The following is a 21,527-nucleotide window of genomic DNA, read 5'->3' as shown; positions in this document are numbered from 1 at the left end:
TCCCAGGTTCAAGTCCTGGTAGCCCCACCGCTAAGTACCTGCACAAAGGCTGCTCCCAAGATCAGGGAGTGGCTTTTTTGATCTTCCGGGCGACTACGCTCCCCGGCCGCACCGGGGAAGATCATGTCCATGGCTACGGCCGCCTCCGCCACACGAAGATTCATGCTTGGCTTTGTCTGCCCGTCCCTGCTCCCGTTCAAGGTCATCGTCATGACATTATGATCTTTATGGATGAGCCCTCCACTGAATCTTTCGGGAAGATCTATGAATCCGGTGGCTCCGAGTCGGCGATCCAAGCACTTGGAGCCATCGGTCCATCTCGTGAACCTCGCAATAACGCGTACGTGATTCGTGGAGTCAGTAGTGTCCTGATTTTTCTGGCTGGATTCGTTGCTCTGCTCTCGGTGCTGAACGGAAACGAGAGCTTCGCTACCGTGGCCATCGTGTTTGCGATCATCGGGATCGGGGGCCGGATCGAAGCAGCAGTACGGCTACGGTCCTGAAGCTCGGACCGTCCCTGCTCAACCAACCCGGCCTCCTCGCGATCGTCGCCGATCGCCAAGGAAGGCAGGTCAGCCGAAGGGGTGTAAAGCATCAACCGAAGCAGGACACCTGCCTGAACCGCAGCCGGCGAAAACTTTCTCTACAAGAATTCAACCGGGCCATGGCCAAACTCAACCTCGGCAGCCGGGCCCAGGCGGTGGCGCTGGCCTACGAGAGCGGCCTCGTCACTCCCGGTGGCATGTAGCGGGATCGACACTGATCCGTGAGTATCACAGAGCCGCTTGACCACATGCGAAACCGCAGGCCGGCGCTTACGAGCGCGTTGGTAGCGGCTCGGGCTGCCCGCCGCCCGCCCGTCACGCCGTACCTACCGGCTCAGCGCACCGGGCGCGCCGATAGCGCCACCTGAGTACCTGGACTCATGAGCAGCCACCCATGCTCGTACAGGATGATGACCATGCGACCCCTGCGAGCACTGACACGCTACGTTTCCCGATACGAGCGCGGAACCTTCGCCGTGTCGATCGTCGGCCCGTATGTGCTGATCGTCGTCGCCGCGACCGTCTACGTAGAGATCGCCACACGTCAGCCGGGCAGTCAAGGCCTGGAAGCGCTCGTGCTGTTCGCGGTCACCTCTCCGACCTCGGAACTCCTCATGTTCCTGCAACTCGGGCCACTACCTGACCCGCTGTTCTCCCTGCTGGTATTCACCGGCGCCGGGCTGTTTCAGGCGTGGCTCCTCTGGCTGATCGCACGTGGACGCAGAAGGAACAAGGCCTGACGATCGCCTTGGAGGCGAGGCGCTCGTGGGCGAAGCACAGCCGGTAGGCGTCGGCCGAGGCCGTTCTCGTGTTGTAGTACACGCAGTCCTCCCCCTTGGGTGTGGGCGGGGCACCGTCCGGCGGGCCGTCCTTGGTGAACGCGGGTAGCCGAGAGCGCATATCGCCGCGCGCGTCACCCACCTTCAACTGCTCGTACCGGTCCCGATCCAGGACCGAGAAGGAGGAGCTGATGAAGCTGATGGGGATCATGAGCAGCAGGATCCCGGCCAGCACCGCCAGAGGTACCACGACGGTCTGCGTCAGCCGGCGCCGTACCTGCCGCCGGGCATGAGCCAGCTCCCTGACGGAGGCGGTGGGCCGGGTGGCGGTGGCGGTACGTGGGGTCGCGCCGCCGCCGAGCGGCAGTTCGGCGACGACCTCGAAACCGCCCTCTGGGGTCGAACCGGTGCGCAGCGTGCCGCCTGCGAGACGTACCCGCTCGTCGAGTCCCACCAGCCCGGAGCCGCCCGAGGCCACGCCCGGCAGTGGGGCCACCGTGGCCGGGTCGTTGACCACGCTGAGGCCGAGGATCGCTCCGTCCCTGACGAGCCGGACGTGGACGGCCGTGCCCGGTGCATGTTTGGCGGCGTTCGTCAGGGCTTCCTGGAGCACGCGGTGGACGGCGAGGCCGACCATGGGCGGCAGGTCGTCCGTGTCGCCCAGGCGTTCCAGGGTGACCGTGACCCCGGAGCTTCGCACGCGTTCGACCAGGGCCTCGGCGTTCTCCGCGGACGGGACCCTGGGTGGTTGTTCGTCGTCCGTGCGCAACACGCCGATGATCTCCCGGAGTCGTTCGGTCGCGGCTCCGGCGGCCTCCCGCAGTTCGCCGATGGCCGCCTGCTGCCGGGCATCCAGCTTGGGGTCGAGCTCCAGGGCACCGGCCCGTACCGCGATCAGCGTCAGGTCGTGGCCGAGGGAATCATGCATGTCGCCTGCGATGCGGGCCCGTTCCCGGATACGGGCGCGGTCGGCGACGGCCTGCTGCTCGCGCTCCAGTCGGTCGGCGAGCCGCCAGCCCGTACCGACCAGTTCGGCGTACTGGCGGCGGTAGCGGCCCAGTAACCACGGCAACCCCACCGTGAGCAGCAGCGTCAGCAACTGTATGGGCCAGCCCCACAGGTCGTGCAGGACGAGCGCGCACAGCGGCAGCCCGGCAACGGCGACGGCCGCGAAGAACCACAGCGCCGGACGGGCGGTCGCCATCCGGCGCCCGGCCAGGTAGCCGAAGAGCACCAGCGCCGTCCAGTACAGGGGGGTCGACATCTGCGCGTCCAGGGTCAGGCTCAGCGCCACCGGTACGGCCAGTGCCGACAGCGGCCATCTCCGGCTCAGTGCCACCGCGGTCCCCAGCAGCGGGACGCCCACGGCCGCCGTCATCACCTCGCGCCCATGTGGGGAAACGGCCGCTGTGACCGGCGGCGCGCACACCACCAGCCACAGTCCGAGGTCGAAGAGACGGGAAAGCCGGCCGGGCACGCTGCGCATGGGTTCAGGATCGCCGATGTCCGCGCACCGGCGCCTCTGACGAAAGTGAGGTTTCCTCGTCGGATACGAGACCTGCCTCGTAGGCGAGGATCGCGGCTTGCACTCGGTTCTTGAGGTCGAGGCGGGTGAGGATCTGGCTGACGTACCCCTTGACCGTGCCTTCGACGACATGCAGGCGCCGGGCGATCTCGGCGTTGGACAGGCCGGCCCCGACCAGGGCGAGGACCTCGCGCTCGCGGGCGGTCAGCTCCTGTACGTGGGCGTGGGCGACGGCCTGCCTGCCGAACCACCGCGTACCGAGGTGGGTGATGACCCGCCGCGCGATGCTGGGGGAGAGATAGGCGCCGCCTTCGGCGATGGCCTGGACGCCGGCGATCAGCTCGCGTGGGTTGCCCGACTTGAGGAGAAAGCCGGCCGCGCCGGAGCCGAGCGCGCTCGCGATGTACTCGTCCTCGGAGAAGGTGGTGAGCATCACGACGGCGGTCTCGGGGAGGACCCGGCGCAGCTCGGCCGCCGCCTGGAGCCCGTCGAGCCGCGGCATCCGGATGTCGAGCAGGCAGATGTCCGGGCGGTGTCTCAGGGCGAGGTCGATGGCCTGGTGTCCGTCGGCCGCCTCGGCGACGACCTCGATGTCGTCGGCCGCGCCGAGGATGGCCCGTATGCCGGCCCGGATCATCGCCTCGTCGTCCGCCAGCAGCACTCGGATCATCGGCCCCGCCTTTGTCTTTCGGTAAAGGCGACACCCGGAGCCGGATATCGCCAGGTCACGCTATCCCACGGGGAAAGGGGGGGAGGTGCCCGCGCGGCGGGCGAGGGCGGTGTGGACGAGGCGGGAGGCGACGACGGCGGCGGCGGCCAGCGCGCCGGTGCCGGCCCAGATGTACAGCGCGAGCCAGACGTAGGTGATCTGATCCAGTGTGCCCACCCGATTCATCACAAAGCCAATCAGATCGGCGAGGCCGGCGAAGAGCGCGATCGGCAGCAGGTAGGGGACCAGCCGTACGACCAGGCGCCAGGTGGGGCGGCCCGCACGACGGCGGGCCCAACCTCGGGCACGGTGGACCCCCAGGAGACCGAGCCCGAGGTTGAGCAGCGTCAGGCCGGCCAGCCAGGGGTCCGCGGTCGTGGTGAAGGGTACGGTGCCCGCGTCGGGGCGGCCCTCGATGATGTCGATCAGGCCGTCGGTGAGGATGACCGCGTCATCACCGGAGATCATCCCGGTGTTGGTGACGACGGCGATGCCGTATCCGCTCGCGGGCAGGAGGGTCTGCGCGGAGTTGTGGGTGAGCAGCCAGCCGGTGTGCTGGAGCTTGGACGCTCCCCCGGCGGTCTTCCCGGTCCCCCACCCCATGCCGTAGGTGCTGCCGCCCACGCCGGACGCGCTCTGGGCAACCTTGACGGTCTCCCTGGGGAAGACGTGGCCGGCGCCGTTCTGCGTGATCAGCCACTTGGCCATGTCGTCGGCGGTGCTGACGACGCCGTAGGCGCCATTGACGAACCACTTCGGATGGGAGCGCTTGACGACCTGGCCGTAGGCGCGGATGTACCCCTCGCCCGCGCCGGGGAGGTCCACGGTGGTGTTCACCGTCCTGGTGGACGTCATGCCGAGCGGACCGAACACGGTGGCGGCCATGTGGTCGGCGAACGGCACTCCGGCCACCTCCTCGACCAACCGTGCCGCGAGAGAGTAGTTGGGGTTGTGGTAGATCATCCTGGTGCCCGGCTCGGTGGCGAGCGGGGCGGTCCGCAGCATCGCGACGGCGTCCTTGAGGGTGTCCGGCGCGGGAAGCGTCAGCTCGGGGAAGGTCTGGTCGCTCATCCCCGAGGTCTGCTGGAGCAACTCCCGCACGGTGATCTTCCCGGCGCGTGGATCGGCCATGGTGAACTCGGGCAGGTGCTTCCGGACGGGGTCGTCCAGGCTGATCCTGCCCTGGTCGGCGAGACGCAGCACCGCCAGGGCGGTGAACGACTTGGAGACCGAGGCGAGCGGCATCGGCGTGTCCTTCGTGATCGCCTCACCGTCGGCCGTGTGGCCGTAACCCACGGCGTGCACGACCTGGTCGCCCCTGGTGACCGCGACCAGGGCACCGGGCAGGTGGGTCCGCTCGATGTAGTCGCGCATGTAGCGGTCGATCGCGGTCGTGCTCAGCCCGCCGGTCTCCGGCGCGTCTGCCAGGGCACTCACCGGCGTCACCCCTGTCGCGAGCAGCACGCCGGTCAGACCGGCGATCGCAGTGACTTTTCGCATCTTCATCGGGGTCTCCGTTCGCATGGAACGAACGTAGAAGTCGGCGGAAGGACCACACAGCGCACGATCGGATGGACCTCACCTGACTTTCGTCAGGTCCCGGATCGGAGGCAGCCGGCACCCCGGGAAGCTGGACCCGCCTTCTGCGCGTCCAGCCGGTTCGGCCAGTACCAGGACCGCGCGGGCTACGCGATGATCCAGGCGACCCGGTCGCAGACCCTGGTGTTCGGCCTGCACGACTCGCCCGCCGCGCATCGGTCATCCGATTTCCCGGTCGGGTACCGCGTAGCCCGGGACGGATGGCCAGCGGACGGTGAGCACCACCGATTCCTCCTCGGCGTACCAGGAGTGATCGACGCCGGGCCCCCAGACGACGTAGTCGCCTCGCTTGGCCAGCAGCACGCTGTGTCCCGGCAGTTCCACCCGAAAGCGGCCACTGATCAGCATGAGCAGCGCCGTGCGTTTCTCACCGGTGACCCATTGCGCGCGCTCGTCGCCAGGCGGGTGGACGCCCCACTTGATCTCGACACCCTCGCTGTGCCGAATGTCATCGGCCGACTTGAAATGCCCGGTCAGCCAGCCACGGTCATCGGCCGCGTCCACGTCGGCGCTACCTACGTACACGTTCTCCAGCACGGAGAGTGACGCTAGCACGACGCCCTCGGCTCTTGGCCGCTCCACTGAGGACCCGGCTTCGAGCCCGAGGTGGGCAAAGGGGCGAGGACGGCGTTTCCGACGGTGTCGGAGCGCTCGTCACGCGTCGGAGGCCGACCTGACGGCCCCGGTCACCCGTCGGCGGAGAGCGTCAGTGAGATCTCCGACGCGGCGGCGCGGATGAGCTCGATCATGCGGTCACGACGGGCCTGGTCCGTTCGGAATATCGGGGCCGCGGTGCCGATCGACGCGACCACGGCTCCATGGGAGGTGATCGCGGCCGCGGTGCCCCAGATGCCCTCGTCCACCTCTTCGAAGCTCTCGGTCCAGCCGCGCAGACGAGTCCGGTCCAGTTCCTCGTCCGACAGGAGAGCGGCTCGGGCCGGTGGCAGGCCGGGCAGTACTCCGGCGAGGATGGAGGCGCGCTCGGCGCGGCTCATCGAGGCGAGCAGGATCCGTGACATCGAGCCGGCGTGCAGCGGCATCGGCTGCCCCTTGTCGAACTGCAGCCGCACCGGGCGACGCGACTCCGCGCGCTCGACACAGTAGGCCGCCTCGCCACCGGAACGGGCGATCAGCACCGTCTCGTCGATCTCATCGCGTACCCGGGTGATGACGGGCAGGGCGGCCTCGGTGAGCGGCGCCCGTGCGGCCTCACAGGCCCGTCCCAGGTTCAGCGCCAGGTCGGTGACCCGGTACGACTTTCCGGAGGCGCGGTCGAGCAGCCCGACCTCCCTCAGCAGGGCGACGTACCGATAGGTGGAGGTCGTGGCGAGGTCGAGTTCCGCCGCCAGATCCGCCACCGTCCAGGTCGGGTGTGCCTCGGTGAAGCAGAGCAACGTCTGGAGCAGCTTCCGTCCGCTGCCCGCGCCCGAGACCCGGTACGCCGACTCCTGCGTCATGCACTCTCCTCGGGGCTCGCCATGTGAGAAGGCCGATCGCTGTATTGACGTACCTTCAGACCCCTAATTAGGGTTTATCCCACAATATGGTGAGGACATTACCACATTATGGAAATAAACGACTCCTCCGCTGTCGACGAGCAGGGCTCGGACGACATGAACACCGTCGTTGTGGCCGGTATGGGGCCGGTCGGCATGGTCGCGGCGTTGAAACTGGCCCAGCTCGGCCATCAGGTGCTCGTGCTGGAAGCCGGGCCCGACCTCGCCGAGGAGTCCCGGGCGTCGACCTTCCACCCGTCCTCCCTGGAACTGCTCGAACAGCTCGGGGTGGTGGACGAACTGCACGAGGTCGGCCTCAAAGCGCCCGTCTTCCAGTACCGGGAGCGGACCGGCGCCGTCCTCTCCGAGATGGACATGTCCCTGCTGGCCGACGAGACGAGGTACCCGTACCGCCTGCAGAGTGAGCAGAACAACCTCACCCGGATCATCCGCGACAGGCTCGTGACGATGCCGAACGTGACCCTGCGGTTCTCCAGCCCGGTCCAGCGGGTCGAGCAGGGCCACCGGCACGCCCGGATCTTCCTGCCGGACACCGACCGCGACCACCCGATCCTCGCCCGCTGGCTGGTCGCGGCGGATGGTGCGCAGTCCAACATTCGCAGGTCGCTGGGCATCTCCTTCGAGGGACGCACCTACGACGAGCGCTTTCTGGTCCTGTCGACCACCCATGACTTCCGTGCGGACTTCCCGGACCTGGCGTACGTGTCGTACATCTCGGATCCACAGGAGTGGGGGGTGCTGCTGCGCACTCCCAACCACTGGCGCGCGCTGTTCCCGGTGCGGGACTCCGAGAGCGACGAGCAGGCGCTGTCCGCGGCGGCGATGCAGGACCGCTTGCGGCGGATCGCGGCCAGGCCCGAGCCGTACGACATCCCGCACGCCTCGATCTACAAGGTCAACATGCGGGCCGCCGCGACGTTCGCGGCCGGGCGGATCCTGCTGGCCGGCGACGCCGCCCATGTGAACAACCCGCTCGGCGGCATGGGCATGAACAGCGGTATCCACGACGCGTGGGCCGCGGCGCTCTGCATCGACGCCGCGCTCGGCGGAACCGACGCCGACCATGTCGCCCGGCTCTACAGCGAGCTGCGCCGGGACGCCGCGATCAACCATGTCCAGGCCACCGCGCAGCGGAACTACGACTCGATGCGCGAGGACGACGACGCCGAGCGGGAGGCGCGCGCCGAGTCGCTGTCCGCCATGGACCGGGAACTGCTCGACAAACGGGAGCATCTCCGCCGGTCGGCGATGTTCACCTCGCTGCGCATCACCCTCGGACGCCTCGCACGCGAACTGCACGCGGTGCGCGAAGGGGACCGTCCCGCCGGTCGCCGGCTCTCCGAGATGCTGTGCCACGGGCCGGTCGTCGCACCCGGTGCCCATGACGGGGTGACGGTCAGGGCGGTGGAGCAGGCCGGCTTCGCGGCCGCGTACGTCTCCGGTTCCGCGGTGTCGGCGGTCGCCCTCGGCCAGCCCGACCTCGGCTACCTCGGTCTGGCCGAGATGGCTGAGCAGGTGCGCCGGATGGCCGCGATCAGCGACCTCCCGCTGATCGTGGACGGCGACACCGGCTACGGCGGTGTGCTCCAGGTCGGCGAGGCCGTCACCAGGCTCGAACACGCGGGTGCCGCGGCGGTCCAGTTCGAGGACCAGGTCGCGCCGAAGCGTTGCGGGCACATGAGCGGCCGCCAGGTCGTCCCGGTCGAGGAGATGGTCGCCAAAATCGAGATGGCCGTCGCCCGCCGGCGCTCCACCCTGGTCATCGCCCGTACGGACGCGCTGGGTGTGGAGGGTCTCGAATCCGCGCTCGCGCGGGTGCGCGCCTACGCCGCCGCCGGTGCGGACCTCGTCTTCGTCGAGGGCGCCTACACCGAGGAGTCGCTGCGCACCATCCGCGCCGCCGTCCCCGGCGTGCCACTGATGATCAATCTCAGCGAGGCGGGCGATCATTCCGCGTTGCCGCCGACCCGGATTCTCCAGGAGTGCGGGGTCGGTCTGCTGATCTATCCCGTCGCGCCGATCCTCGCCGCCGCGCAGGCCGCGGCCCGGACCTACCAGGCCATCCGGAACACCGGCAGGTCCGACCGGACCGGTACGGAGTGGTCGCGCTTCACCGACCTGCTCGGCCTGTCCGGGCAACTCGCGGAGGCCGAACTCCTCGCCGCGTCCGCCGCGCTCGCCACATCCACGCGGACCGGCGCTCCGGAAGGGGGCGTCGAGGGCTGTGGATCCCCGACCGAGCACTTCTGATCCAAAGGAGCCGTCATGTTCTTTCACGTTGGGATGCTGACCCTCACCGACGAGGCCACTGCCGCGCACCGGACCGCCATCGTCGAGGCGCTGAGCGCGCTGCCCGGCCGGATCCCCGGGCTGCTGAGCGCGAAGGCCTCCACCGACGCCGGTCTGACCGCCGGCAATGCGCACCTGATGTTCACGATGACCTTCGACTCCGAGGACTCCTGGAGGGCGTACGGTTCCCATCCCGCGCACGTCGCGGTGGTCACCGAGCACATCAAGCCGTTCCTGGCCGCGAAGACGTTCGTGCAGATCGACGAGACCTCCGCGTCATGAGCGGCTGCCGACCCGCGCCACGTGTGGCGCGGGTCGAACGAGCCGCCGGCGGGGCGGCCCGTGTGGGAGGCCACGGTGGCGGGCAGATTCCGCTGGTGGAGGGCCGGAACCGACGGGGCTGAGCTGTCATGATGCTGGTGGGGACGTCTGGCTGGCAGTATGCCGACTGGCGCGGGGGGCTCTACCCGCCCGGCCTGCCCCAGCGGCTGTGGCTGGAGCGGTATGCCGAGTGCTTCGAGACGACCGAGAACAACAACACCTTCTACCGACTGCCGGCGCGCGAGACGTTCGAGAAGTGGCGGGCCCGCACCCCGGACACGTTCGTCATGGCGATCAAGGCAAGCCGCTTCCTCACCCATGTCAGACGGCTGAAGGATCCCGAGGAGCCCGTCGAACGCCTGCTGGCGGCGGCCGAGGGCCTGGGAGCCAAGCTTGGGCCGATCCTCCTGCAGCTTCCGCCGACATTGCCGGCCGATCCCGGCAGGCTCGCCGCGTGCCTTCGCTGCTTTCCCGCCCGGGTGCGGGTCACCGTCGAGTTCCGGCACGTGTCATGGTGGAGCGACTCCGTCCGCGAGGTGCTGTCGGCCCACGGCGCGGCCCTGTGCTGGGCCGACCGGCTCGGCCGCCCGCAGACACCCCTGTGGCGGACCGCCGACTGGGCCTACCTGCGCTTCCACGAGGGCCGGGCGCACCCCTGGCCCGGATACGGCGATGGCGCGCTCCGTTCCTGGCTGCGCCGCCTGGGCCGGGCATGGGATGAGCGCTGCGACGTCCATGTGTACTTCAACAACGACCCGGGCGGCGCCGCGGTGCGCGACGCCGTCCGATACGCGGAACTCGCGCGCGCCGAGGGGTGGCCGGTGAGCCGCACGCCGGCCCGGATCCCGGCACGCGGAAAAACCACGCTCGCCCGGTGACGGTCCCGCTGCGGTGGGCCGGAACCCGGTCGATGTGGAGGGCTGATGGCACCGGTATCGAACCATCGCGTGGAAGGGTACGTCATGAGGGCATGAGACATCGGCTACTCGTCGTTCTGCTTCTTCTGGCCGGGGCCCTCGTGATCGCTCCCGGTACGGCATGCGCCTGCTCCTGCGCTCTCCTCGAACCGGCCGAGCAGGTGAAGGGGGCGGCGGCCGTCTTCACCGGGACGGTGGTGGCCGCCCGCCGGGTCGGCGGAGACCCGCTCGGCACCCCACCGCCGGTCGTCTACACCTTCCGGGCCGACCAGATCTACAAGGGGAAGGCGAGCGCCGAGTTCGAGGTGGCCACCAACGCCGACAGCGCCGCGTGCGGATACAACTTCGTCACCGGGTCGCGGTACCTGGTGTTCGCCGCCTCCGGCCAGTCGGGCCTGCTCACGGCCGATCCGGGAGTGGCGCTGAACACCTCGCTCTGCGCCGGTAACCTGCTGGTCAGCCCGGGTGATGCCGCGTTGCGTGCCGGGGACGGCCTGCCGAGCGGGGAGCCGCTCGCCGCGAAACTCGTCACCGCTCTGGGTACGGCGACCCCACCCCCGGCGACTTCATCCCCGGCGACCTCGTCCTCGACGGCCGCCGCCACTCCCGCACCGGACGCCTCCGGCGGCCGGCCGATCCCGATCTGGATCTACGCGGGGGTGGCCGTGACGGGCGCCGCCGGTCTCACCTTCACCGGGTGGCGATTCTCTCGGCGGCGCGGACGGAACAGGCGCCTGCCGGACTAGGCGTACCGACCGGGCGGGCCGGCGACCGCGACAGACGGAAAGATCCATGTCGTGGAGCCGGTTCGGGCCGCCTCCCCGGGATACGGGCTTGCCCGGTGAGGCGACACAGGGCTCAGAGGCCGTAGGTGGAGAACAGGTTGGTGGTCGGCCAGGTGGTGACCGCGTTCGCGGCCTTGTGCATCAGGGAGTCGATGTCGCCGTAGCCGAGGCCCGAGGGGTCGTCACGCTGGTCGAACAGCACCACCCAGCTCAGCCCGTCGTACCTGCGGACCATGAGGGTCGAGGTGCCGGGCAGCGACCCGGTGTGCCAGGTGTTCATGCCACCGGTGACCGGGCGCACATTCCAGCCCAGACCGTAGTACCAGCCGTCCGCGTTGATCCCGATGGACGGCTTGGCGAACGTCCGGGTGATGGACGCCGCGGTGAGCGGCCCCGCGCCGTCGAAGATCGTGCTGAACTTCGCCAGGTCGACGGCGGAGGAGAGCCAGCCGCCGTGCGCGGCCATGTTCTCGATGTTGAAGCTCCCGTAAGGGGCGGGCACCACGGTGCCGGAGGTGTCGAGCACCGTCGTTCCGGTCTTCCCGGAGAAGTACGGAGCCTCCGTCGACCGCCGCTGGCTCTTCGCGGATCTGCCGAGCGCCATCCGCTTGATCTTGACGGCGCCGAGGACCCTCTGCTGTACGTAGTCGGCGTACGACAGGCCGCTGATCTTCTCGATGACCTTCTCAAGCAGCAGGTAGCCGTAGTTCGAGTAGGCGTACTTCGTTCCGGGGGCGTGATCGAGCGGACGCCTGCCGGTCCACTCGATGACGTTGGCCTGGCTCACGGGCAGGGACACCCCGAGCAGCTTCGCGACGGCGCGGTCCTGGAACATCGGGTCCGAGGAGATGGTGCTGTCCCAGCCGCCCAGGTGCTGCAGCAGGTGGAGCACGGTGACGTTGCCGAGCCGGGCGTCGGCGGCGGTGCTCAGGCCGAGCAGCGGTGCCACCCGGGCGGACAGGCTCAGCTTTCCGTCCTGGACGAGCTTCGTCACCGCGGTCGCGGTGACCGGCTTGCTGAGGCTGGCGACCCGGAACAGCGAGGTGGGGCCCGCCTGGAACGTGGTGTCCGCGGTCCAGTTGTAGCCACGGGCCAGCATCAGCTTGCCCTTGCGCACCACGGCCAGGGACGCGTGCGGGATGGCACGTGCCTGCATGAAACTTTTCAGGGTGCTGTCGAAGGATGCCAGCCCCGAGGCGCTCTTCCCGGTGACCGTCCAGACGGGGGCGGTCACCCGGCCTGACGTGGTGGCGGCGAACGCCGGACCGGCCTGCGCGGTGGCGGCCCCGGCCGCCGCGGCGCCCGCGAGCAGCCTGAACGTGTCCCTACGGGTCAACATCCCAGATCCCCCGATCTTTTGAGGTCATCACGAAAACGGGATCTTACGGGAAATCGACCCCTATCTGGTGGAGATAGGACCGCTTCGCAGGCTGAACGAGCGCGTGCTGTACGTCGACGTGCTCGCCGGCCCGGTCAGCTCCGGGCCGGTGACAGTTCCGCCATCTGTGACCAGCCCTCGCCGGGCACCTCGACGTTGATGATCTCCGGCGTCTTCGTGATCAGCTCGGGCATCCAGGCCATGGCGGTCCTGAAGTGCTCCGAGTTCACGTGCGCCTCGCCCGCCGCGGGCGAGGCGAACGCCTCCAGCAGGACGAACTGGCCCGGCACCTCGACGCTCCTGGACCATTCGAAGAAGACGTTCCCTGGCTCGCTGCGGGTGGCCTGGGTGAAGTCGTCGACGAGCGAGAGCCACTCCTCGGCCCGCTCGGGACGGACCGTGAACTTGATGGCGATGAAGATCATTGACTGTTCCCTGTCGAGAGTCGAGGCGAGTGTTCCCCGCCTGCGGGTATGGCGTGGGGCAGGTGTGCGGCGCCATGGCCAAGATAGGCGAGCGGATGCCGGGGAGGGGGAACCCACCCGCCGTGAGCCCGCCTCGGCCGGCGGCGCATGGGCCGGGTCCCAACCGGGAAGGCCGGCACATGACGGGCGATGAGACCTGGCTCAGGAACCTCACCGTCCCGGACACCGCCGTCACGTGAGCACCGTCGTCACCCGACAAGGAGCGAACCATGCAGGCTCCACCGTCCCTGCGCGTGGCCCGGCCGGTCATGTACCACCGCTGGTCCGAGATGACTTTCATGCACTGGCGGTACCCGCCCGCCGAGATCCAGCGGCTGCTGCCGGCCGGGCTCACCGTGGACACCTTCGACGGCGCCGCCTGGGTCGGCCTCACCACCTTCCTGATGGAGGACGTGCGGGTACCGCACTCGCCGGCCCTGCCCTGGTTGTCGCGGTTCCCCGAGACCAACGTGCGTACGTACGTACGAGATGGCCGGGGGCGCGACGGGGTCTGGTTCCTGTCGCTGGACGCCGGGCGCCTGCTCGCCGTGCTCGGCGCGCGGGTCGCCTACCGGCTGCCCTACTTCTGGTCCGGCATGTCCGTCCGCGCGGACGGTGAGCGGCGCGGTTACCGCTGCCGCCGCCGGTGGCCCGGCCCGCCGGGCGCGCGTTGCGACGCGGACGTGGAGATCGGTCCGCCGCTCGCGGAGCCGGAGCGCGACGAGTTGGCGCACTTCCTGACCGCCCGCTACCGGCTGTTCACCACGGTCGCGGGCCGGACGGCCCACGCCGAGATCGAGCACCCCGACTGGCCGCTGCGCCACGCCCGGCTGATCCGCCTAAAGGAGGACCTCCTCCAGGCGGGTGGGCTCGCCGCCCCGGACGGTGCTCCCGTACTGCACGCCTCATCCGGGGTACCGGTGAGGATCGGGATGTGGAGCCGGTGACCACGCGTCATCCCTGCCTGACCAGCAGGTGGCGCGGGCCGCGCAGGACCGCGCTCTGCCGGTACGGGGGCGGGTCGGCGACGAGCCGGGGATTCTTCAGGTGGCGTACCAGCCCGTTCAGCGCGATCTGCGTCTCCAGCCGGGCCAGGGGCGCGCCGAAGCACAGATGGATGCCACTGCCGAAACCGAGGTGCCGGTTGTCCCGCCGGTCGGGGTCGAACCGGTCGGGGTCGCGGAAGTACGCGGGGTCGCGGTTGCCGGAGGCGAGCATGAGCGTGATCCGCGAGCCCTTCGGGATGGTGACGCCCGCGACGGTGAGGTCGCTGTAGGCGGCCCGCCAGGGGATGATGTGCACCGGAGGTTCGTAGCGCAGCAGTTCCTCGACCGTCCGGATGATCATCTCGGGCTCGCGGCGCAGGCGCTCCAGCACCTCGGGGTGGCGCAGCAGGGTCAGCACGCCGTTGGTGATCAGGTTGACCGTCGTCTCGTGCCCCGCGATGAGCAGCAGGTTGGCGGTGCTGACGATCTCCTCGTCCGTCATGCGCCCGTCGGGGCCCTCGTCGCTCGCCAGCCGGGACAGCAGGTCGTCGCCCGGCGGCCGGCCGCGGCGGCTCCGCAGGAGCTCGGCGAGATAGTGCCTGAGGTCCTTGCGGGCCTGCACGCCCTCCCGCAGGCGTTCCTGAGGGTCCTTCGCGGGGTCGAAGTCGAGCAGCGCGACGATCGCCTCGACCCACCGGTGGAATCGCGGCTCGTCCTCGCGGGGCACGCCGAGCAGGTGGCAGATCACGGTGACCGGGAAGGGATAGGCGAAATCGTCCACGACGTCGATCTGGTCCCGGCCCGCCAGGTTCTCGATCAGGCCGGTGACGATGGCGGTCAGGTCGGGTCGCATGTCGTCTATCAGCGTGGGTGAGTGCGGGGGGCCGAAGTGCCGCATCGCCATGCGGCGCAGCCGGTCGTGTCGCGGCGGATCGAGGCCGATGAAGGCCGGCGGGTCCCCGAACTCGGCGAGGGCGGGCCCCGGGTCTTCGAGGCTGTGCGCGTCGGAGCTGAGGTGCGGATCGTGCAGCAACGTGCTGATCTCCCGGTAGGTGCTGACGACGTAGCCGCCGTCCTCCTGCCGGGCCACCGGCCTGCCGCGCAGCTCGGCGTAGAGCGGGTACGGGTCGGCCCGGCTGGAGTAGTCGAGGATCCGCTGGAGAGTACTGGGCGCCTGAGCGACTGTCATGACCGCTTCTCCTGGGGTTTCAACGGCCCCGGCCTTACGAACGCCACGCGCCGCTCGCTCGGCTCGTGGCCGGTGACCAGGACCGTGGCTCCGTGGGTGATGACGACGGGATCCGGGAAGTCGGCGGGGACCGGCTTCATGTCGGCGGGCCGGTCGGGAGTGGGGCAGGAGGGCGGGAAGGGGGCCGCCGTCTCGATCAGCTGCCGGTAGTGGTCGAGCCATTTGGCGTTGTCGAAGCTGACGGCCGCGATGACCCTGCCGCGGTACCCGTAGGCCGCGACGAACCGGCGCTCCTCCACCGATCCCTGGGTGACGGCGATCTCGTCCGCCATGACCGGAACACCGACGGACTTGATGTTGACGCCGAACTGCATGGACCAGAACGTCGGCATGGACAGGTGCGGCCAGCGGTCGGTCGGAGGGCTGACCATGTTGTGCGCCGCGACCTGGGCCTGCTCCACCGCGTTGGCCCAGTGCTCCAGCGACAGGAACCGGTACTCGTAGACCGGGTGCGGGCAGCGTGCCACGTCCCCGGCGACGAAGACGTCATCGGTGACCAGGCCGTTGATGTCGAACGCCCGGCACCCCGAGTCGCAGGCCACCCCCCAGCGGTCGGCGGCCAGCCCCGAGTCCCGCAGCCACTCGGTGTTGCGCACACCGCCGAGCGCGACCACCACCACCTCGGCGTCGATCGCATCTCCATCGGAGAAGTGAGCGCGGCGCACCCGCCCGTCGCCCTCCAGCCGGGTGACCCGGACACCGCAGCGCAGGTCGACGCCGTGCGCACGCTGGAGGTCCGCGGCGATCGAGCCGATCATGCTGCCGAGTGCTCCCACCAGCGGGGCCTCGGCGACCTCGGCGACGGTCACCGGTATGCCGCGCTCGCGGCAGACGGAGGCGATCTCGGAACCGGCGAATCCGGCCCCGATGACGAGTACCCGGCCGGGCCCGGCGTCCAGCCGCTCCCGCAGGCGACCGGAGTCGTCACGGGTGCGGACCACGAACACGCCGTCCAGCGCGGCCTCGGCCTCGTCGGGCCAGGACCTGGCACGTACCCCGGTGGTGATCAGCAACCTGTCGTAGGGAATCTCCCTGCCGTCCGCGAGCCGCACCCGCTTGCCGGCGAGGTCCAGCCCCGAGGCGGCCACACCGAGCAGCCACTCCGCGCCGATCTCGCGGCGCCGGGGTAGCGCGGTGCCGTCCGCGGGCACCCAGCCGGTCAGCACCTGCTTGGAGAGTGGAGGCCGGTCGTAGGGCTCGCACGCCTCGTCCCCGATGAGGGTCAGCGCCCCGGTGAAGCCCTCGTCGCGCAGCGCCTCCGCGGCTCTCAGCCCCGCGAGGGAGGCGCCGACGATCACGATGCGGCCGTCACGCCTGAACGCCTTCAGGCTCTGCTCGCTGCTCATGACGGTTCGGCTGTCTCGACCAGGATCGCCTGGACCGGGCAGGCGGCGGCCGCACGCAGGACCTGGTCCCGCTGCGCGTCGTCGGGGCTGGAGTGGAACGCGAGTGCCTCCTCACCCTGCATCCGGAACGCGTCCGGGGCCAGGAAGGCGCACTGCGCATATCCTTGGCAGCGCGCCAGGTCGACGACAACCCTCATGAGGACCATCCCTTCCGAGCCCGAGCACGGTTGAGTAGGCGCGAGGGGAGCCAGGACGGTTTTCCGTGGGCCGGGCCTACCGTGAATCCGGCCCCGTGGCGATGCCGCGGCATGTCCTCACGTGCCGCCGGTGACCGACACGGTTCCGGGAGAACGGTCGGCGAAAACAACGATGTAATGCGCTGACCTGGCTAAACGAGCGTATCGCGGACATCGGGACGGAGCATCGCCCTTCTGCCAGCGGGGGGTCAAGGATTGCGTACGAGAGATCCCCTCCGGTTCGGCCATGGCGTGTTCCGGCCGACAGTCGTGTGGGCGATCACGGCGCGCCCCCTTCGCGAGCGGTGACGCCCGATTGGTCGGCGGCCCGGTCCAGCGAGGCTCAGAGTGAGGCCCGGACCTGTTCCTGGCCGGGATCTTCCTGGTTGAGTGCCCCGGTCCGCGCCGCCGGAGAGCGCAGGTTCATCCGCAGGCGGACCCGGGAGCCTTCGGCGAGCTGCTCGATGGTGAACTCGTCGCACAGCTGGGTCATCAGCCACAGGCCGAAACCTCGAATGGTGCCCGTGGGGCGCTTCGCCGGGATGTGCTCGGTGGTCAGAAGCCCCACGGTGTCGGTGACGTCGATGGTCAGGTGGGTCTCGTCCTGCCAGACGTCCACCGTGCCCTTGCCGCCACCGTGCTCCAGGACGTTGATGACCGCCTCGTTGGTGGCGAGGAGGAGGTCGTTCAGGCGTTCGCCCCGTATGCCGGCCTGGGCGGCGTAATGGTGGAGACGTTCCCGCAACGCGCTGAGATCCTCGTCGATCGGCCAGCGCTGGCCGTGGTCGCCGATCACGACACCCCCTTGACGTCGCCTTGTCTGGTAGTCACCGGGGGACGAGCCGACTTGCTCCAGAATCAGGGCGTTGCAGATGAGTTACACGATGCTAGACACCTGCCCGATCGTTGCCAACTTACGACGGTCCTCCGCCGTGAATATCCGGGGCGGGCTGCTGCGGTCGCAGTGCCCTGACGGCGTCGGCGACGGTGGGCTGGACGCCGAAGGCCTGGGCGAGTCCGGTCAGGTGAAGGATTCTTTTCAGGCGGGGGTGCGGGCTGGCCAGGACGATGCTGCCTCCGCGGTCCTGGACGATCTTGCGGGTGTTCAGGAATGCCTGGATTCCGGTGGAGTCGCAGAAGGTCAGATCGGTCAGGTCCATGACCAGGTCACCCCGGTCCTGGCCGATGACCTGGTGAAGGTCGTGACGGAACCGCTCGGCATTGGTGTAGTCGAGTTCGCCGGCCAGGCTCAGCAGGACCATCTCCTTTACCGAGGGGTCGGACACGTCGGTCACGCGGACGGCAGTGCTCACGGGTTACACCTCTGTGAACGGTTGAGGGGAGGGAGGGAGGGAGGCCGGATGCCGCCGCCGGGTTCAAGCCTGGAGCCGACCGGGCCGATCCGAACGTGCTCGGCTTGAAATCCTCCGAATTTCTCTAGAGCACTTTTACGCTACAGCCGAGGAGTTATCAGTTGTTATCCCATTGACGGATACCTTCTCCGGACCTGCCGTCGAGCACCTCCGACCAGCCGCAGATCTCGGCGATCCGCCACGCGTGTGGCCGGAGACCCCTGACGACCAGCCTGCGGTCGCCCGCCATCCCGAACGCGATCTCCGCCAGCACCCGCAGGCCGCCCACGTCGACGAAGTCGACACCCTGGAGATCGGCATGCAGATCGCCGCGGGTGCGCTCCGCCGCCACGGCGAGGGCCCGCACCAGGATGTGCCGCGTACAGAGGTCGATCTCTCCCTCGCAGCGCAGGCCGTCCGGCAGATCGGTGAAGAGAACGCGCAGTGAGCCGTGGCTGACCTCACCTACCATTTTGATCACCTTCTGGGTGGGCATGAGGGGCAGTCGACGTCTGCCGTGACGGGGCAGGTGTGTCGGCTGATCGTCATGAGGAACCGGCGGTGCCGGTACCTACCCTCATCATCCTTCAGTCGGGCGCCTTTTGGTACGTTTTGCCGGTTTCGTGTTCTAGTGCACAGAAACGGGTCGGCCATCGCGTCCGCCGAAGATCCGCACACCTGGGAATGAACGCCTCGTGGAATCGGCTGACCAAGGAACCGCCGTACGGCGGTCCGGCAAAGGAGAACCTCCATGCAGGTGGATGTCAAGCTCTCCCCAGGTGGCGATTCCTTCGTGGCGACGGTGGATGGCAGGCACGCGGGGCGGCTGGAGCTCGTCCGGCGTGACGGGGTCGTCGTCTATCCCCACACCAAGGTCGAGCCGGCGTACGAGGGCAACGGGGTGGGGTCCGCACTCGTCCGCACCGCGCTGGACGCGGCCCGCGCCGAAGGGGCCAAGGTGGTGCCGCTCTGCTGGTTCGTCAGGGAGTGGATAGACCGCCACCCCGACTACGCCGATCTTGTTCAGGGCGGCTGATCGATCCATAACGAGAGGGTTTGGGACATTTGCGCCCCCGGTAATCGCGCCGGAGCGAGCGGACGTGCTGGTCACCGCGATGTCCGGGCGGAAGCCTTGCCGGCGGCCGGTGACCGGAACTTTCGGGCGGATGGAGCGGCCCGCTCCGGGGGTTATCGTTAAGAACGCGGGCGGTTTTGCAACAGGATTCATGGCGGATTGTGATCATCGGGTCGCGAGTCGTGCGGGATGATAGTGGCAATTACCCGGTTAGCGTAGATCGGCTGTGACGCTTGTCATGTGGACCGGGTCATGGCCCGATCCCTTGCTAGGCTGCAGGGAACCGTTCGAACCGGGCGTTGTCTCACCCCGGCAGGTGAGACTTCTCAAGAAGTGGGGTCACACCGTGAAGAAGTTGCTCGTTCTGGCGCTCGTCGCCCTCGGGGGGCTGCTGGTCTGGCGTAAGGTGCAGGCCGACCGCGCCGAGCTCGACCTGTGGACCGAGGCCACCGGCAGCGAGAACTGACAGACGCGGCTACCGATTCGGGTGCTTTCATGGTCCTTGCCCAAGATGGAGTAAAGCCCATCAGGCTTGTCTGCCTGGATCTGGCAGGCACCACGATCGGTGACGTCGCCATGGTCGAGCGGGCGTTCGCCGAGGCGATCGCCACGCAGGGCATCGTGCCCGGGACCGGTGCGTACGCTCGCGCCATGGTGCACGTGCACCGGTCCCGGGGATGCTCCAAGATCGATGTCTTCCGGGGGATCTTCCCGGACAACGAGGCCCAGGCACAGGCGGCCAACCTGACCTTCGAGCGCTCCTACGAGGGCGCCGTCGGACGTGCGGGCCTGGTCCCGCTGCCCGGAATCGTCGAGGCACTCGACAAGCTCCGCGGTGCCGACGTCAAGATCTGTCTCGCCACCGGCTTCAGCCGGGTCACGCTCGGCCGCGTGCTGGCCGCTCTGAGCTGGTCCGACAGGATCGATCTGGCCCTGTGCCCCGAGGACACCGGCCGTGGCCGTCCGATGCCCGACCTGGTGCTCGCCGCGATCCTGCGACTCGGTATCGAGGATGTACGCCAGGTCGCCGTCGTCGGGGACTCCGAGAGTGAGATGCTCTGCGGCCGTCGTGCGGGCGCGGCGGTGGTCGTCGGCGTCCTGACCGGCGTGCACAGCAGGGAACGCCTCCTCAAGGGCGGCGCCACCCACATCCTCGACTCCCTCGCGGACCTCCCCAACCTCCTCCTCGGCACCGCCCCCACCGAAACCCCCCTGGCTACCGCAGCCCACTGACCGGCCGTAGATCCGAGGATCCGATGTCACGCCGCCGGTATACGAGCTCAATCCGGTTGAGTGTGAGTTGACTCCCGCCCTCGGGGAGATCGCGCGAACGTTCCCGCGCTTGCCGCACGACCGGGCGGCCCCAGGCGACCTCGGCCGTGTGGCTCTTGCGTTCGCTTGGATCTCTCAGGTGCGGCTGCCCGGCAGGAATCTGTTCCAGCGATCACCGCTGTGCTGATCAGTCGGCGGGTGGAATGTCGTCCGGACGCGAGGGTTCTGCCTGCGGGTCGATGTACGTCCCTCTTCCGACCACGGTCCTGATCAGGCCACGCCCGCGCAGTTCCCGCATCGCGCGCCGCACCGTCAGGTACGCCACTCCGTATTCGGAAGCAAGATCACGCTCTGCCGGGAGCCGCTGACCCGGCCGTAGGTCACCGGCATCGATCAACGCCTGGATGTGATTGGCCAGCCGGACATACACATATTCCGGGCTGTCCTCTTCTGGATCGAACGGCGAGACGCTGCTCATGACTTCACCGTATGGCTATGGTGACCTGCTGAAATCTATGGGAAGCCATGCATTGCTATACATGGCTACGCTCTATCGCGTAGCCTCTGGCCAAGTACAAAAACGGGACCCGCAGGCGCTCGCAACGCCGTACGGGTCCCTTGATCAGGAAGGTGAGTCCTGACCCGTGAGCAACCTTAGTGCTCTGGTTCTCGACAGACAGGCGGTCGGTGGTTGCGGCTGTTTCGCCGATACGGTGCCGATGCCGATGGGCTGCGCCGTCTGCGGGCATGCCCCCTACGCGCACGGCTGCCCCGATCGGCCCGCCGACCACGAGTACGCCCAGCCCTCCGGTGACCTGCTGGACATTCGCCTGCGGGCCCGCCGGACCGGAGACCGCTCGCTGCCCTGCTTCGAGCCCTCCACCCCCATGGCCCCGGCCGAGGAGATCCCGCCGATACCCGTCCAGCGCCGTCCCGGGCAGGCCGCGCCCGTCGTGCCTGCCGTACCGGCGTCGTTGTCCAGGCGGTCGCGCTGTCGTCTGCGATCGACGCGTCCGTCCACCGCCCGTACCGAGGTGTCCCGGTTCGGCTACCGGCGCCACCTCGCGTCCCGTCCGAGGCGAAGAACCACCTGCGCACTGCTCGCCCCGTCTTCGTACCGGCCACCCGGCCGGTACGGCGTACCCCTCCAGATCCTTCCCTGCTCCACAGAGCGGGCCCGTCC

General features: G+C 69.0%; 24 protein-coding genes and 1 pseudogene. 11 read left to right on the top strand and 14 right to left on the bottom strand.

What is annotated here, in order from left to right; translation table 11 throughout:
- Positions 1-68 precede the first annotated feature (68 nt).
- Positions 69-503, top strand: a complete 435-nt coding sequence (locus tag IG98_RS50965; protein WP_157594597.1) for a hypothetical protein — start codon at positions 69-71, stop codon at positions 501-503.
- Positions 504-952: 449 nt separating this feature from the next.
- The gene (locus tag IG98_RS50955; protein WP_157594596.1) at positions 953-1,285 is read left to right on the top strand and encodes an SCO4225 family membrane protein; all 333 of its coding nucleotides are present in this window, start codon (positions 953-955) and stop codon (positions 1,283-1,285) included.
- On the opposite strand, the gene IG98_RS0129850 is transcribed toward IG98_RS50955, so the two are convergent.
- The 5 genes from IG98_RS0129850 to IG98_RS0129830 all read right to left on the bottom strand — a co-directional run bounded on the left by IG98_RS0129850 (position 1,212) and on the right by IG98_RS0129830 (position 6,614).
- Positions 1,212-2,810 (bottom strand): sensor histidine kinase, encoded by a 1,599-nt coding sequence (locus IG98_RS0129850; protein WP_063766318.1) that lies wholly within the window; start codon positions 2,808-2,810, stop codon positions 1,212-1,214. The genes IG98_RS50955 and IG98_RS0129850 overlap by 74 nt on opposite strands.
- A gap of 4 nt (positions 2,811-2,814) precedes the next feature.
- The gene (locus IG98_RS0129845) at positions 2,815-3,519 is read right to left on the bottom strand and encodes a response regulator (protein WP_037971632.1); all 705 of its coding nucleotides are present in this window, start codon (positions 3,517-3,519) and stop codon (positions 2,815-2,817) included.
- Between the two features lie 60 nt (positions 3,520-3,579).
- On the bottom strand, positions 3,580-5,064 hold the full coding sequence (locus IG98_RS45470; protein ID WP_063766317.1) for a serine hydrolase domain-containing protein: 1,485 nt from the start codon (positions 5,062-5,064) through the stop codon (positions 3,580-3,582).
- Positions 5,065-5,316: 252 nt separating this feature from the next.
- Positions 5,317-5,694 carry a cupin domain-containing protein gene (locus tag IG98_RS0129835; protein ID WP_030919581.1) on the bottom strand — a complete coding sequence of 126 codons (378 nt, stop codon included), beginning with the start codon at positions 5,692-5,694 and terminating at the stop codon, positions 5,317-5,319.
- A 149-nt stretch (positions 5,695-5,843) separates the two neighbouring features.
- On the bottom strand, positions 5,844-6,614 hold the full coding sequence (locus IG98_RS0129830) for an IclR family transcriptional regulator (protein WP_030919578.1): 771 nt from the start codon (positions 6,612-6,614) through the stop codon (positions 5,844-5,846).
- A 108-nt stretch (positions 6,615-6,722) separates the two neighbouring features.
- Here IG98_RS0129830 and IG98_RS47490 point away from each other — a divergent pair, with 108 nt between their 5' ends.
- The 4 genes from IG98_RS47490 (at position 6,723) to IG98_RS50950 (ending at position 10,947) form a co-directional block, all read left to right on the top strand.
- Positions 6,723-8,924 carry an FAD-dependent monooxygenase gene (locus tag IG98_RS47490; RefSeq protein ID WP_051753164.1) on the top strand — a complete coding sequence of 734 codons (2,202 nt, stop codon included), beginning with the start codon at positions 6,723-6,725 and terminating at the stop codon, positions 8,922-8,924.
- 15 nt (positions 8,925-8,939) lie between these two features.
- Positions 8,940-9,245: a Dabb family protein gene (locus tag IG98_RS0129820; RefSeq protein ID WP_063766316.1), complete on the top strand. Its 306-nt coding sequence runs from the start codon at positions 8,940-8,942 to the stop codon at positions 9,243-9,245.
- 131 nt (positions 9,246-9,376) lie between these two features.
- A complete protein-coding gene (locus IG98_RS0129815) occupies positions 9,377-10,162 on the top strand; it encodes a DUF72 domain-containing protein (RefSeq protein WP_245651777.1) in 786 nt (261 codons plus the stop codon).
- A gap of 92 nt (positions 10,163-10,254) precedes the next feature.
- Positions 10,255-10,947, top strand: a complete 693-nt coding sequence (locus IG98_RS50950) for a hypothetical protein (protein WP_051753158.1) — start codon at positions 10,255-10,257, stop codon at positions 10,945-10,947.
- Between the two features lie 112 nt (positions 10,948-11,059).
- Here IG98_RS50950 and IG98_RS0129805 read toward each other — a convergent pair whose 3' ends face one another.
- Together IG98_RS0129805 and IG98_RS0129800 are read right to left on the bottom strand one after the other, a co-directional pair.
- Positions 11,060-12,325 (bottom strand): serine hydrolase domain-containing protein, encoded by a 1,266-nt coding sequence (locus tag IG98_RS0129805; protein ID WP_037971631.1) that lies wholly within the window; start codon positions 12,323-12,325, stop codon positions 11,060-11,062.
- 134 nt (positions 12,326-12,459) lie between these two features.
- On the bottom strand, positions 12,460-12,789 hold the full coding sequence (locus tag IG98_RS0129800; RefSeq protein ID WP_030919561.1) for a putative quinol monooxygenase: 330 nt from the start codon (positions 12,787-12,789) through the stop codon (positions 12,460-12,462).
- Between the two features lie 269 nt (positions 12,790-13,058).
- Between IG98_RS0129800 and IG98_RS0129795 the strand changes: the two genes are divergently transcribed.
- The gene (locus tag IG98_RS0129795) at positions 13,059-13,775 is read left to right on the top strand and encodes a YqjF family protein (protein WP_030919559.1); all 717 of its coding nucleotides are present in this window, start codon (positions 13,059-13,061) and stop codon (positions 13,773-13,775) included.
- Positions 13,776-13,782: 7 nt separating this feature from the next.
- Here IG98_RS0129795 and IG98_RS0129790 read toward each other — a convergent pair whose 3' ends face one another.
- The 6 genes from IG98_RS0129790 to IG98_RS0129765 form a co-directional block, all read right to left on the bottom strand.
- Entirely contained in the window at positions 13,783-15,003 is a 1,221-nt protein-coding gene (locus IG98_RS0129790) for a cytochrome P450 (RefSeq protein WP_030919556.1), read from the bottom strand.
- Positions 15,000-16,409 carry an NAD(P)/FAD-dependent oxidoreductase gene (locus tag IG98_RS0129785; RefSeq protein ID WP_051753156.1) on the bottom strand — a complete coding sequence of 470 codons (1,410 nt, stop codon included), beginning with the start codon at positions 16,407-16,409 and terminating at the stop codon, positions 15,000-15,002. Before IG98_RS0129785 ends, IG98_RS0129790 begins: the two co-directional genes overlap by 4 nt.
- Complete coding sequence (locus tag IG98_RS0129780; RefSeq protein WP_030919549.1) at positions 16,406-16,606, bottom strand: ferredoxin; 201 nt, start codon at positions 16,604-16,606, stop codon at positions 16,406-16,408. Before IG98_RS0129780 ends, IG98_RS0129785 begins: the two co-directional genes overlap by 4 nt.
- A 382-nt stretch (positions 16,607-16,988) precedes the next feature.
- A complete protein-coding gene (locus IG98_RS47480) occupies positions 16,989-17,441 on the bottom strand; it encodes an ATP-binding protein (protein ID WP_051753154.1) in 453 nt (150 codons plus the stop codon).
- 118 nt (positions 17,442-17,559) lie between these two features.
- Positions 17,560-17,958, bottom strand: coding sequence for an STAS domain-containing protein (locus IG98_RS0129770; protein ID WP_084195754.1), 399 nt, complete (start codon positions 17,956-17,958; stop codon positions 17,560-17,562).
- Positions 17,959-18,115: 157 nt separating this feature from the next.
- Positions 18,116-18,493 carry an STAS domain-containing protein gene (locus IG98_RS0129765; protein WP_030919539.1) on the bottom strand — a complete coding sequence of 126 codons (378 nt, stop codon included), beginning with the start codon at positions 18,491-18,493 and terminating at the stop codon, positions 18,116-18,118.
- A 255-nt stretch (positions 18,494-18,748) separates the two neighbouring features.
- Between IG98_RS0129765 and IG98_RS0129760 the strand changes: the two genes are divergently transcribed.
- The 3 genes from IG98_RS0129760 (at position 18,749) to IG98_RS0129750 (ending at position 20,305) form a co-directional block, all read left to right on the top strand.
- Positions 18,749-19,033 carry a GNAT family N-acetyltransferase gene (locus IG98_RS0129760; RefSeq protein ID WP_030919535.1) on the top strand — a complete coding sequence of 95 codons (285 nt, stop codon included), beginning with the start codon at positions 18,749-18,751 and terminating at the stop codon, positions 19,031-19,033.
- 385 nt (positions 19,034-19,418) lie between these two features.
- Entirely contained in the window at positions 19,419-19,538 is a 120-nt protein-coding gene (locus IG98_RS52695) for a DLW-39 family protein (protein ID WP_211264163.1), read from the top strand.
- Between the two features lie 29 nt (positions 19,539-19,567).
- Positions 19,568-20,305 carry an HAD family hydrolase gene (locus IG98_RS0129750; protein ID WP_030919532.1) on the top strand — a complete coding sequence of 246 codons (738 nt, stop codon included), beginning with the start codon at positions 19,568-19,570 and terminating at the stop codon, positions 20,303-20,305.
- Between the two features lie 226 nt (positions 20,306-20,531).
- Here the strand turns inward: IG98_RS0129750 and IG98_RS0129745 are convergent, their stop codons facing one another.
- Positions 20,532-20,822 (bottom strand): winged helix-turn-helix domain-containing protein, encoded by a 291-nt coding sequence (locus tag IG98_RS0129745; RefSeq protein WP_030919529.1) that lies wholly within the window; start codon positions 20,820-20,822, stop codon positions 20,532-20,534.
- Positions 20,823-20,988: 166 nt separating this feature from the next.
- On the opposite strand from IG98_RS0129745, the pseudogene IG98_RS50945 reads away from it, so the two are divergent.
- A pseudogene (locus tag IG98_RS50945) lies at positions 20,989-21,527 on the top strand (hypothetical protein); the annotation flags it as partial.

Source organism: Streptosporangium amethystogenes (genome assembly GCF_000721075.1).
Taxonomy (GTDB): Bacteria; Actinomycetota; Actinomycetes; order Streptosporangiales; family Streptosporangiaceae; genus Streptosporangium; species Streptosporangium amethystogenes.
The sequence above is the reverse complement of the archived record's forward strand: the minus strand, read 5'-3'. Positions and strand labels throughout refer to the sequence as shown.